We start from the raw sequence: 12,999 nt of genomic DNA on the forward strand, positions 1-12,999 counted from the left end.
AGTATAGAGAGTCTCAGCTCTTCTAAATCTTATATCTTCTGCTATTTACGTTGTCTTAGATTCTTAGTAAATGGACTATCGTACAAAAAAGATCGGGATAGCTCGTATTGTGACTCCATATTGGACTTTCGAGTGAAAAAAGCCTTTACTAAGCCCCTTGTATAAGCAGGTATTGAGTTAATTGGATTCGCAGCCTAGTTTCACTGGTGCGCATTCATATCGTATTTGAAAGCCACTCTAAGTATTGTAGAAAAGTAGATAATGAAGAAAAAGATTGATGCGGCTATATCAATAGTTTTAGTGATTTGTTCATTCTTGGCCGCAGGTAAGGTTTGGGCAAGAGAAGAAGTTGCTACATCTCCCATACCAGATTGGGTAACAAAGGTAGTAGTTCCTGAAGTAAAAGAGCGGCCGATCGATAAAATCCAGGATGGGGTTCATTATCTTCTTCTGGACTCGCAGATCAAAGCGGGGGATAAGCCAGAATTTGAATACTTCTTTCGAATGGCTGAATACATTATTAACCCAGAGGGGGTTGATGAAAGCTCACAGATAAGTATTGATTATGACCCAGAGTATCAAAAGGTTACATTACATACTCTTAATGTGATCCGCGATGGACAGGTTTTAAATAAACTCAATACTGCGCGAATAGATCATATTCGGCGCGAAGAGGAGATGGATGAGTCAGTCTACCATGGTCAATTAACACTCAATATTTTGTTAGACGATATCAGGGTGGGTGATGTTGTAGAGTATAGCTACACGCGTTCGGGGGTGAATCCTGTTTATCAGGGGATATTTGCATATAGCTCCAGTCTGAATTGGTCTGTCCCACTTGAGAGACTCTATTTGCGTATATTGTGGGAGAAGCAAACACCTCTCTATAGTTCAATTTTAAATAGCGATTTGGAACTCAAACAAAAAGATCTGGGTGGTGCCAGAGAGTATGTCATCGAGGACAATAAACTTGATCCAGTTAAATCTGACGATGGGACTCCTTCCTGGTTTAGTCCTTGGGGCGCTATTTACTTTAGTGAACTGGCAACCTGGGAAGATGTTGGTGTCTGGGGATTAGGGTTATATCAAGGAGTTTTTAATGTTGATGCGGAGATAGCCAAATTAGTCGCTGACATCAAGTTAAATCACAAAGATAAGAGTTCTCAAATCTCTGCCGCACTTCGGTTTGTCCAGGGGGAGATACGTTACTTAGGGATAGAGTTGGGGGAAAACTCACACAAGCCCAGACCAGCGAGCACGACTTTGCGGTATAGATATGGAGATTGTAAAGATAAAACCGTACTGTTTCTAACTCTATTGAAAGAACTTGGAGTTGTTGGCTACCCGGCTCTAGTCAATACCGAAACAAGACTTAAAGATAGAATCCCCAGCGTAAGGTCATTTGACCATGTTATCAGCTATTTTGAATTTGAAGACAAAGAGTATTGGGTAGATCCAACGCGTAGCTATCAGCATGGTGACTTGAGCAGTATTTTTCAGCCAGATTATGGAAAAGCACTAATACTCAGGCCGGGCATTGATGACTTGGTAAATATGGAGCCAGATGTCGCAAAGTATGGAGTATTTGTAAAAGATGAGTTCACAGTACTGGATGACGGCCCTGCAACCTTTACAACCACTACTGTAAATTATGGTAAGGACGCTGAAAGGCAGAGACAGCGTTTAGCTAGCAATGGGCGAGATCAAATACAGACAGAATACTTGGAGTTCTTTGAGGATTATTATTCCGGGATTGAAGTCGCTGCTCTAATTGAGCTCGAAGATAACCCAGAGCGAAATATATTCACCTCTCATGAGCAATATAAGCTGGAAAATTTCTGGGAAGATAAACCAGATAGAAAGCGCCAGGAGGTTGATTTTTATGCAAACATTGTTAGCCCATGGGTATCTGAGCCGGATGATCAGGATAGGCACCATCCCTTGGCTTTATCGTATCCAGAGCATATAGAGCAGGTTATTGAAATTCACTTCGAAGGAGACGATTGGTTTTTTGATAGTGAGTATTTTGAGGAAGATAACAGCTTTTTCTATTTCAAAAATGAGGTTTCCTATCAGGAAACCAGTAAGACACTTTCACTGAAATACATATACCGCAGTAAGGTTGATCATGTTAAGCCGAGTGAATATCAAGCCTACGTAGAAGCTATTAACAAACTCAAGAATCAACTGAGTTACGGTATCTATCAGTCTTATGCAAATACCTCAGGAGATACTGAGAGTGGTTTCTTATCACAGTTATCGACCGCTACGTATATCTATATCTATGCAGCAATGTATGTCTTCCTGGTCTTTATGTGGCGCTTTGATAGATGGAAGAACCCTGTAAAGGAAGATACGATTTTTTACCCTGTCTCCCTGGGTAAGCTGACGGCGATGTGGGTTTTTACATTCGGAATTTTTGGTGTTTATTGGTTTTATAGAAACTTCAAATATATCCGGGAGCAGGAACGTAGTGCGATCATGCCGCTCGCTAGAGGTATTTTTAACAAGTTCTGGTACTTCCCCCTTTGGAATAAACTCCGTGAAGATAGTGAAAATCGATATGGTAAATCATATTTGCCAAACAAAGGATTTGCAGTTGTATTGGCCATTACCTTTTTGATCTCACCAGTCTTGGGTAGATATACGGGCTACCCCCTGGTGTTCCAGCTTCTAACCGTGCTAACAGTATTGCCATTGGCAAACTATTTACTGTTTGTGAATGGCGATAAGTCACCAGCGGTAATTGAGGGTTCCAAATGGCGTGCTAGGCATGCTTTGTTAGTGGTGTTGAGCTTGCCGGTGTGTGGGCTGGTGGTCGGTGGAGAGTTTGGTATTTTAGCTAGCGACAAGGTTGTTGAAGGAAGTGAGATATCAGATAGGGACCTCAAGTTTATGCAGAGAAAGGGGATCCTAAAGGCTACTGATGAGGTAGCATATTTCTATAGTGACGCGCTTCTATTCGTGAGTGAAGATGGCAATGGTTTTACACAACGCCATGTATTTTCCTATTGGAAAGATGGGGATATTTTGGAAAAGGAAATGGCATCTTACGAGGATATTGAGGATCTACAGGTAGACTGGTCCAGTTCTTTAGGTGATACCACTACGGTAACGGTTGTCAGAAAAGATGGTAGTGATTTTATACTTTATGTTTCCAATCTTGGGGGGAAGGATAAGGTGTTTATATCCTCCCTTAAAGAGCGATTGAAAGCTGTTCTATAGGTAGGTTGGGAGCTGCTGGAGCTTAAATTTATAGAATAGCTCCAGCTGTCCTACCTTGAATTTTTTAGACTTGGGATAAGGTAAAATTCATAAATACCTCTTGTACTTTTTCAGTCTTCAGGTTTCATACCTAAAGACTGAAAAAGCCTCTGATGTTGTTCAGGTTCCATTTCTTCAAACTTATGGTGCTATGCGAGCGTTGAGGCTTCATCAATCCCTTCGGCTCTAATGATTTCTACCCATTGGCTCTTTGTGACCATTATTCAATAGAGAGTTGTCCGCTTTCTTTCCTACGCACCCAGCTTGCTGCCAGTAAAAATTGCTGATAGATTCTAAATGTGATCACATTTCAGTTGGGCAAAAATGTAAATAAGTTAAAGGGAAGGGATAGTTTATGGTGAGTCCGATTGTAAGGGCCGGGGTGGAGCGGAGTAATGAAGTCGCAGGACTGGTAACAAAATTGCTGCAAGCCCTTGTCGGTCATAAGCGCAACATCGATCCAGAGGTGATGGCAGTAACGGCTAAGAAGCTGTTATTACAAGATAATGGATTCCATGCTTTCCTATATCATGTCGATGGAGCTCCTGTAGGAGTTATTACCCTATCCAGATCTGCCGCTATTTATGCCGGAGGCAACTACGGGGTAATCGAGGAGCTGTATGTTGAACCAGAGTTCCGCTCGCAGTTTATTGGCAAGGCTCTTTTGGCTGAGGCGATCAGCTTTGCGAAGGAGGAGGGCTGGCCACGGTTGGAAGTTAGTACTCCAGAAAGAGAAAACTGGCAACGAACAATTGATTTTTACCTCCGAGAAGGTTTCCTCGAGAATTCGGTCGGGGAGAGGTTGAAGCTGGAGCTGTAGCTCTTAACCTGAAAAGGAAAAGGCCGCTTTGGAAAATGAAAGTCGTATTGGTTGAGTTTGATCTGACAGGGTAATTCAAAAAGTAGCGCTGTCTGCCAGATCAAGCTTGAGCCAAAGGGCTCAGTGGTGTGTCAAACCAGAGCTGCGACTAGCCTCAAACAAAAACCATGACCGCTTTTCTGCCTGATCAATATACTCTTCCAGCAAGCTTGCGGTAGCAATATCTCTATGCTCATCACAAAGTTCGTGGACTTTACGCATACTTGAGATCATTTCCCGGTTATCTTCGCCTAGCTCTAACAACATATCTTGCGGATCTACATACTCGGCATCATTATCTGAAGATCGCTGTAGCTTAGCGATATGGCCAATGGAGCGAAGTGTAGTGCCTCCTAGTTTGCGCACGCGCTCCGCCAGTGCATCGGTCATCTCAAATACTTCATCGGCTTGATCATCGAAAAGCAAATGATAGTCCCTGAAGTGGGGGCCGCTAACATGCCAGTGAAAGTTCTTTGTCTTCATATATAGGCTGAAAGTATCTGCCAGCAGGGTATTAACGGCGATAGTAATGCTGGCCCTCGCACTCTCACTTAAATCAGACGGGGCGGCTAGCCTGGATTGTGTGCCTACCGCTTCTCCAGTTGCTTTTCTCATATCAAACCTCATAAGTTATGACAAAGGGACAGGTGTGGCAGTCGTTGTCTCCATGGCACTAGATTAGACACCTATATGGCGACTAGCCATTCATAAAAGGTTGGAAGCCAGAGAGAACCAGCACATTATTTTTTCATCGGTCTTATACTGGTTGATATATCTCAAGCGTATATGGAGGAGTCTGTTTGAGATATAAAGCGGATCAATCTGATTTATTCTGAGGCTCTTACGATAAGTAATGCAACTACGGAGAATTTCTAAGTGGTCAGCAGCTTCCGCAAAGACGAGTTATCTAGAGGATTGTGTAATCTTTTGACGGAAGCATATCTAAAGGTAAAAGACCTTGGTTATGATGAGATAGTTACTGAGTTTGATAAGGTTGAACGCACACATGCCCCGCATATTCAAGAATATCCAGATTTAGTATTAGAAACAAAGCGGCGTGTCGCTGAAATGAAATTCTTATTGCTCTCCTCAGATAAAGGCTTACCTTTTGAAGTTATTCAAGGTCTTCACAAGGATGTGCGCGACTTGGGGTATTTAAACATTGATAGCGAAGATACGCTGGAAACAATTTTTTGTCGGCACTGCTTAAACCACCAAAAGTATGCTCTTGCGATTGAAGTTGCTACTGCTCTTAAAAAGAGTGTTCTCTCTGAGCTTGATAGCTCTCGTGACAGCAAAGAGGCCTATGCCTATAAAGCTATAGCCAGGTGTGATCGTTTAATTTCACTGGCGAAAGAACACCTGTAAAGACCAAGATATAGCAGCTATACAACTCGGAGAAATTAGATTTGCTGCTGATTTATCAAACGGTGAATGGTTAGCTCAAGTAAGTGGCTGATAACTAGTGTCGATTAAAGTAGTAGATTTTTTCTTTTCTTTCATGCTCGCAAGAGCGCCCATCCCTCATTGAATCAACTTACCAGTCATCAAAAGTCATAGTTAAATAAAATATTTTTGATGTGATATAACATCGCCTTATACTTAAGAGATAAGGCCGTATTTTTTGTCATAAGTGATCTGTTAATCCTCTTTGGCTATGTCTCTCGTGAACCATTCCACACTTTTTTGCGGAAAAATATTTATTACCAAAGTTTTTTGTAGAGATTTAAAACTTGTCATCGCAGTCCACATGAGTTTCGAGATCTCCATTGAGGACAACAATTTCCAAGTCGTTATACATTTGTACCAAGTTGAAACAGTGGTACTAATTTCGCTCAAGCTAACTAAATGATCCTAAATTCAGCAGTTTTTGGGCTTTCCCTTTATAGAATTTATTTAGCCAAAGCGGGGCGGTTTAGGAGTAACCGATATCGAATAATTTTTTGGTATTGGAATAAATATAACTTCGGAGAAACCACAATAATGAATTTATCTTTAAAATTTCTTTTACAAAAGACGGCTTTAGCAAGTGCATTCTCATTGCTATGCACTGCGCCTTTTGGTGCCTATGCGGAAGAAGCGGATAACAAGCTGCTAACTGATCGCATTATCGTTAAGTACAAAGAAAGCGCTAAAGTTGGACGGGCCGCTACTATGGCTCAGGAAACTGTGGAAAAAGCTTCCCGTCGCGCTGGCCATAAAATGCACCATCTGCGCCGCATAGCTACTGGCGCTCAGGTAATGCGCCTGGAAGGTCGAAAAAATAGAGCCGAAGTAAATGCAATTATCGATCGCCTGAGGCAAGACCCGGATGTGGAGTACGCAGAACCAGATCTGATCTTGAAAGCAGTGGCTGTACCTAATGACCCAAGTTACCTCAATCAGTGGCACTACTATGAATCTACCGGTGGTTTGAACCTTCCATCAGCCTGGGATACCACTGCGGGTAATGGGGCTGTGGTCGCGGTACTCGATACTGGTTATCGACCCCATGCAGACCTGGCGGCCAACATTTTGCCGGGCTACGACATGATCGACGATACCTTCGTTTCCGTAGATGGCGATGGTCGCGATAGCGATGCCACCGATCCGGGTGATTGGTATAGCTCTGGTACTTGTGGAGATAGCTCCTCAAGCAACAGTAGCTGGCACGGTACCCATGTTGCCGGCACTATCGCTGGCGTTACCAACAATAATCTTGGTATCGCTGGTGTTGCCTATGAGGCCAAGATCGTTCCTGTCCGTGTGCTCGGCCGTTGTGGTGGCTATACGTCAGATATTGCTGACGGCATCATTTGGGGGGCTGGCGGTTCTGTCAGTGGCCTGCCAGCCAATGCGAATCCCGCCGACGTACTCAATCTCAGTCTTGGCGGCAGCGGAAGCTGTGGTACTACCACACAAAATGCCATTGATGCCGCTCGCAGCCTGGGTGCTACGGTTGTTGTAGCTGCTGGTAATAGCAATGCTAATGCAAGCCAATTTACTCCTGCCAGTTGTGATGGGGTGATCTCAGTGGCTGCGACTAATCGCAGTGGCGGTCGTGCTTACTACTCTAACTACGGCAATGTAGTAGATGTTGCAGCGCCGGGCGGAGCACAGAGCTTCGCCAATGACTCCGACGGCGTCCTCTCTACCTATAACAATGGTGCTACTGACCCAAGCAGTGATAGTTACTATTACATCCAGGGCACCAGTATGGCGGCGCCTCATGTGGCCGGTGCCGCAGCATTGCTCTACTCTGTAGACCCTACCTTGACCCCAGATGAAGTTGAATCAATCCTCACCAGTACCGCACGGAGCTTCCCGGCTTCTTGCAGCAGCTGTGGCTCAGGTATTGTCGATGCAGCAGCGGCCGTAGCCTCGGCCAATGGTGGCGGCGGTGGTGGCGGTAACGACGGCGGTGAACTTGAAAATGGTGTTGCTGAGACTGGTATCGAGGGTAACAGTGGTGATGAAATTAACTTCACCCTAGAAGTGCCTAACAACGCTACAGACTTGTCTTTTGTAATGTCCGGTGGAAGCGGCGATGCTGACCTCTACGTTCGCCATGGCAGCGCCCCCACAACCAGTACCTATGACTGCCGCCCCTATACCTCAGGCAATAATGAAACTTGTGATATCGATAACGTACAGGGAGGAACCTATCACGTCATGGTACGTGGATATAGCTCCTTCTCTAACGTAAGTCTCGTGGGCAGCTATACCGCAGGTGGTGGCGGCGGTGGCGGTAGTGACAGCTGGGAAGAGACAAATCTTAGTGGTTCCCGCAACGGCTGGCAGCATTTCACTATTGAGGTTGATAGCGGAGCTTCAACGCTGAGCGCCGTAATGTCTGGTGGCAGTGGGGATGCAGATCTCTACGTCCGTTTCGGCCAAGAGCCCACCCGCACAGCCTACGATTGTCGCCCTTACGAGTGGGGTAATGATGAAAGCTGCAGCATCAGCAATCCAGGCGCGGGTACCTGGTATATCAGTATCCGCGGTTACTCTGACTACTCTGGCGTTTCTCTGAGTGCTAGTACTGAGTAAATGGGCTAACTCCCACTCGACAGGTTCCTGTGGGGTGGGTAGATAGCTGTTCTACTCAAATAATGCCAGTCAGTTAAGCTGACTGGCACTTTCATTTAACACGTTGATCTCTGCAGAATCCTTTCCTAGTGATATCACCGGCAATATCACCAATTCTGTGATGATCATTTCCACTGTTCGATTAAAGCTCGTTTTATCAGAGTGAATTACCTTCAAGCTCCAGCCTTTTCTTTAAAGTTGATAAATTTTCGAACGGTATTTTGCAGCCTTTCTGTGCACAGTGATTGGAAAGCCCTTAGTTATCTCTATATCGGTGCAAAGACAGATAAATAAGTTTATTTAGGTGGAGGCTGTCACAAGAATAGAAAGAGGCCGGCAATCACCCAAGAAGGATACATCGGTTGCCACTACTATCCCTGTGGGCAAAATTGAAACACTGGTACTAATTTTGTCTCGATATCCAGCCATGACTTGCTCAGGCACATATCTTGCGTAAAGCCTAACGTGCCCTGTCACAACAGGGACAGTGGTACTAATGGTTAGGATGTTACACCCCGTCGGCTAAATCATCATGGAGAGATAACAATAATGAAGTCACTGTTGAAAAAATCCACTCTAGCAGGTGTGTTTTCACTTCTATGTACAGGCTCATTCGCCACCCAAATGGATAACATAAGTAGTGCCCCAATAACTGACCGGATCATTGTGAAATACAAGCAGGATTCCACGATCGGACGGTCAGCGAGCATGACTCAGGAAACCGTGGAGAAGGCCTCTCGCCGTGCCGGCCACAATTTGCGCCACTTGCGGCGCATGGCGACGGGTGCACAAGTCATGCACCTGGGGGGCCGAAAAAGCCAAGCCGAGATCAACCTGATAATCAACCGCCTAAAACAAGACCCCAATATTGAGTACGCTGAGCCCGACTTGATGATGCACCCTATGGCGGTTCCCAATGACCCCAGCTATTACGACCAGTGGCACTACTTTGAAGCTGATGGTGGACTGAATTTGCCCGCAGCCTGGGATATAACTCAGGGGGAGGGCGTGGTAGTAGCAGTTATTGATACCGGTTATCTCGCTCACTCAGACCTCATGGACAACTTGCTGCCTGGTTACGACATGATTTCGGATTCCGATATCGCTGTAGATGGGGATGGTCGTGATAGTGATGCCAGTGATCCCGGGGATTGGTATACCGATAGTTACTGCGGAAACCCACTGTATCCCGAGTTTGATAGCAGCTGGCACGGCACTCATGTGGCCGGCACCATTGCTGCCGTCACCAACAACAATATGGGTATCGCTGGGATAGCCCATAAAGCAAAGGTGCTCCCCGTTCGCGTGCTCGGCCGATGCGGCGGTTACACTTCTGATATTGCCGACGGCATTGTCTGGAGCGCTGGCGGCTCGGTTAGTGGTGCACCAGCCAATGAAACTCCGGCTCAAGTGTTGAACTTGAGCCTGGGGGGCTTTGGCCTCTGTGGAAGCACAACTCAAAGCGCCATCAATACAGTCCGTAGTCTGGGCGCCACCGTTGTTGTTGCCGCGGGTAACTCTGGGCGGAATGCCTTCTGGTTTTCGCCAGCTAACTGTTCAGGAGTTATTACAGTATCCGCAACTAACCGCTCCGGTGGGCTTGCTTACTACTCCAACTATGGCAATGTGGTCGATGTCGCCGCCCCCGGAGGTGAAACTAACTCGGTGGAATCCGATGGCGTTCTCTCTACATTAAACAGCGGCGCGCGAACTCCCGGTAGTGATAGCTTCGCTTACTACGCCGGCACCAGCATGGCCGCTCCACATGTTGCCGGTACAGCCGCACTTATATATTCAGTCAAGCCCGATGTTACACCAGATGAGGTTGAATCCATTCTCACCAGTACAGCCCGAAGTTTTACAGGCTCATGTCGGCGCTGTGGGTCAGGCATTGTTGATGCGGCGGCAGCCGTTGAGGCCGCTATAGAGAATTGAACTGTCGAAAGGCGCTAGCTTAATAAAAGACCGACATTTCGTCGGTCTTTTACACTTTCCCACTAAAGGATCTAGCCAAGTACAGGGGTGAGGTTAATATTCATTCTTGTTCCCATGCGGGAAATGGATCATTCAATGTCGCCCAGTATTCTTTGCCTCGTAGCACTTCGTCCTCGCTTAGCAGGCAGTCATCAAGCGCTTTTGTCATGCTGGTTTGATTCAAACTCTGGCCAATAAATACTAGTTCTTGCCGCATATCACCAAAGGGTTCTACCCATTGTTTTTCAATGGAGCTGCGATAATTTTCGTCTGTGGGCCAGTTTTCTTTGGGTATAGCTTTCCAGAACATCCCAGCGAAACCATAGTGGGCAATGCCTCCCGCTTGACTCCATTCGCCTGCAAACTCAGGGCGGGACGCCAGCCAAAAATACCCTTTGGAACGAATTAACTTGCCGTGCCTCTCAGTATTGTGCAGAAATTGATGAAATTTTTCTGGATGGAAGGGTCTACGTGCTTCGTAGCTGAAACTGCTAATGCCATACTCTTCCGTTTCAGGAATATGTTCACCTCGCATCTCTTTAAGCCAACCAGGTGCTTGCTGCGCGCGCTCGAAGTTAAATAAGCCGGTACTTAGAACCTCGTCAATATCGACTTGCCCTTGAGAGACCGGAACTATTTTTGCCTGCGTATTTAGAGTTCGCAGAATGGCCTCTAGGCGCTCAACATCAGAAGGGCCAGCTAAATCTGTTTTACTGATCAGAATGACATCTGCGAACTCGACCTGGTCGATCAGCAAATCAGTTACACTGCGTTCGTCGTCTTCACCTAATGATTCACCAGCATCCTGTAAAAATACGGCCTCGTCATAGTCCTTTAAAAAATTGACTGCATCGACCACCGTCACCATTGTGTCCAAACTGGCAACATCAGAGAGAGAAACACCATTTTCGTCGGCAAAAGTGAAGGTTTCTGCAACGGGTAAGGGTTCAGAAATCCCTGTTGATTCAATAACGAGATAATCAAACCGTCCTTCCTGCGCAAGCTTAGTGACTTCCTCCAGAAGGTCTTCCCGCAGAGTGCAGCAAATACAGCCATTACTCATTTCAACAAGCTTCTCCTCACTACGGTTAAGAGAAACTTCGCTCTGTACTTTCGTCGAATCAATATTGATTTCACTCATGTCATTGACGATTACAGCAACTTTTTTGCCTTCGCGATTGTTCAGTATGTGGCTAAGTACGGTAGTTTTACCGGCACCTAGAAAACCTGAAAGGACGGTGACTGGGAGTTTGTTTGTATGTGCCATTAGTCTCTCCACACTCTGAGTATTCATCCATGTGTACTAGGTTAATCAGATTGTGCGCAATGATATATCGTATCTTTTATGGGTCAAGCTATTTCATTTACATGAGGGTAGGGCGGTAGTATTACCGCTCCTCCTTTACCCGCTTACTCCGCCCACTTTCATGCCGCTCCCGCATATCGGAATCAATGTAGCGATCGGTCGTAGCCATACTTGCATGGCCCGCATCATCGCGCACATGCTCGCGGGGGCGGTACTTCACATCTTCAGAAATACCCGTATGGCGGAGCCAGTGCACAGTGGCAGCCTTAAGATCTTCAGCATCTTCCCCTAAGCCTTCTTCAACCATCCGTTGGTGGGCAGCATCAAAGCAGTTTTGAACAATCAGGCGAACCTGCCGGGTACTGGTAACCGGTCCCTTGCCACGGGACTTGTGCACCAGAGGTGTCTGCTCATTAATGCTGGGCAGAGCAGGGAGCTGCAAATAATTTCTGTAGCGCTTCAAGGCCTTGAGCATTTGGTCGCAAACAGTGATTGCCCGGCCTTTATTACCTTTACCCGTAACGTGAAACCACCAGCTTCCGTCGCGATCTTTCTTGAAATCACCCATAACTGGTGCCGATCTTTCATCTGCAACCAACTCAGAGATTCGCAAATACATAGCGAATAGGGCGTTCATAATGAATAAAGTTCGCTCGTGATCTGTTGGTGATGTCTCGGCCATGATCTCAGCAGTCTCCAGGACATAGTCCCACTGCAAGTTGCTGATTCGACGTACAACCTGGCTTTGTTGCTCACGTCGAACAAACTTACTTTTCTGGCGAATCAGTGCCACAGGATTGGCTGGGACCAAGCCTTCTTGATAGAGAAAATCGAAGAAGGATGACAATGCAGTAAAGATGCATTTGATCGCTGCCTGGGATGGCCGAAACTCCTTGGGGGAAGCCGTCTTGCCAGCACGAAACTCAACTTTGGACACACTGACTACGAATGGCCGCCAATCGGCATTCACAACGCGCTCGCCATTTTGTGTTTTGAATCTGGCAACATTCTTAGTTCCGATCCAGGCAATTGGCGGCTCAATGCAAAACTGCACAAACTCCTCAATGTGTTCGCGCTTCAGAGTCATTATTGAAGCTTCTTCAATGCGCCACGCCCATTGCAGCAAGCGCTCAAGTTCACGGCGGTAGCTGTTAAACGTTGCCTGGCTACCGTTGTAGCTGTAAAGAAACTTAAGCGTGAACTCCAGATCGGTATTAGCACCAGGAATCTGCTTGCTGAGATAACGGCTAGCTGAAAAGCTGGTGCAGCGGAATGGATTCTCAAGATTGCTCAGGTTGTCGATGATTGGTGCTGGTGGCCGGTTGGAAGCAGACATAGAAATATGGAGTTGTTGTTGGAATGCGGCAAATTATACGGAAAAACGGGCATTTATAAAATATCCGATATTCACAAATATCGGAAATAATGGGGCTCCTGGTGGAGCCTAGGTTTGAATTTTTTGGACGTCCAACTAATGAGCCTGTAGCCACAGGATTATTAACGTTCAGGTATTAGAATTAAAATTATA

The 12,999-nt window shown here is 46.0% G+C and carries 8 protein-coding genes; 5 read left to right on the forward strand and 3 right to left on the reverse strand.

Going from position 1 to position 12,999, the window contains the following annotated elements:
- The first annotated feature begins 261 nt into the window (after positions 1-261).
- Complete coding sequence (locus ACJJIR_RS10025) at positions 262-3,225, forward strand: DUF3857 domain-containing transglutaminase family protein (protein ID WP_444908242.1); 2,964 nt, start codon at positions 262-264, stop codon at positions 3,223-3,225.
- Positions 3,226-3,619: 394 nt separating this feature from the next.
- The gene (locus tag ACJJIR_RS10030) at positions 3,620-4,084 is read left to right on the forward strand and encodes a GNAT family N-acetyltransferase (protein ID WP_444908243.1); all 465 of its coding nucleotides are present in this window, start codon (positions 3,620-3,622) and stop codon (positions 4,082-4,084) included.
- A 120-nt stretch (positions 4,085-4,204) separates the two neighbouring features.
- Here ACJJIR_RS10030 and ACJJIR_RS10035 read toward each other — a convergent pair whose 3' ends face one another.
- On the reverse strand, positions 4,205-4,738 hold the full coding sequence (locus ACJJIR_RS10035; RefSeq protein ID WP_282932852.1) for a Dps family protein: 534 nt from the start codon (positions 4,736-4,738) through the stop codon (positions 4,205-4,207).
- 261 nt (positions 4,739-4,999) lie between these two features.
- Here ACJJIR_RS10035 and ACJJIR_RS10040 point away from each other — a divergent pair, with 261 nt between their 5' ends.
- The 3 genes from ACJJIR_RS10040 to ACJJIR_RS10050 all read left to right on the forward strand — a co-directional run bounded on the left by ACJJIR_RS10040 (position 5,000) and on the right by ACJJIR_RS10050 (position 10,126).
- Positions 5,000-5,491 carry a hypothetical protein gene (locus ACJJIR_RS10040; protein ID WP_444908244.1) on the forward strand — a complete coding sequence of 164 codons (492 nt, stop codon included), beginning with the start codon at positions 5,000-5,002 and terminating at the stop codon, positions 5,489-5,491.
- A 615-nt stretch (positions 5,492-6,106) separates the two neighbouring features.
- On the forward strand, positions 6,107-8,152 hold the full coding sequence (locus tag ACJJIR_RS10045) for a S8 family peptidase (RefSeq protein WP_444908245.1): 2,046 nt from the start codon (positions 6,107-6,109) through the stop codon (positions 8,150-8,152).
- Between the two features lie 588 nt (positions 8,153-8,740).
- Positions 8,741-10,126 carry a S8 family peptidase gene (locus ACJJIR_RS10050; RefSeq protein WP_444908246.1) on the forward strand — a complete coding sequence of 462 codons (1,386 nt, stop codon included), beginning with the start codon at positions 8,741-8,743 and terminating at the stop codon, positions 10,124-10,126.
- Between the two features lie 100 nt (positions 10,127-10,226).
- On the opposite strand, the gene zigA is transcribed toward ACJJIR_RS10050, so the two are convergent.
- Positions 10,227-11,432 (reverse strand): zinc metallochaperone GTPase ZigA, encoded by a 1,206-nt coding sequence (zigA, locus tag ACJJIR_RS10055; RefSeq protein WP_444908247.1) that lies wholly within the window; start codon positions 11,430-11,432, stop codon positions 10,227-10,229.
- 121 nt (positions 11,433-11,553) lie between these two features.
- Positions 11,554-12,807, reverse strand: coding sequence for a tyrosine-type recombinase/integrase (locus ACJJIR_RS10060; protein WP_444908248.1), 1,254 nt, complete (start codon positions 12,805-12,807; stop codon positions 11,554-11,556).
- Between the last annotated feature and the right edge of the window lie 192 nt (positions 12,808-12,999).

This window comes from Microbulbifer maximicatervae (SeqCode) (assembly GCF_052467385.1).

Excerpts from the sequence above, each read along its gene's own strand:
- ACJJIR_RS10025 (WP_444908242.1), top strand. The coding sequence starts at position 262 with ATGAAGAAAAAGATTGATGCGGCTATATCAATAGTTTTAGTGATTTGT.
- ACJJIR_RS10030 (WP_444908243.1), top strand. The coding sequence starts at position 3,620 with ATGGTGAGTCCGATTGTAAGGGCCGGGGTGGAGCGGAGTAATGAAGTC.
- ACJJIR_RS10035 (WP_282932852.1), bottom strand. The coding sequence starts at position 4,738 with ATGAGAAAAGCAACTGGAGAAGCGGTAGGCACACAATCCAGGCTAGCC.
- ACJJIR_RS10045 (WP_444908245.1), top strand. The coding sequence starts at position 6,107 with ATGAATTTATCTTTAAAATTTCTTTTACAAAAGACGGCTTTAGCAAGT.
- ACJJIR_RS10050 (WP_444908246.1), top strand. The coding sequence starts at position 8,741 with ATGAAGTCACTGTTGAAAAAATCCACTCTAGCAGGTGTGTTTTCACTT.
- zigA (WP_444908247.1), bottom strand. The coding sequence starts at position 11,432 with ATGGCACATACAAACAAACTCCCAGTCACCGTCCTTTCAGGTTTTCTA.
- ACJJIR_RS10060 (WP_444908248.1), bottom strand. The coding sequence starts at position 12,807 with ATGTCTGCTTCCAACCGGCCACCAGCACCAATCATCGACAACCTGAGC.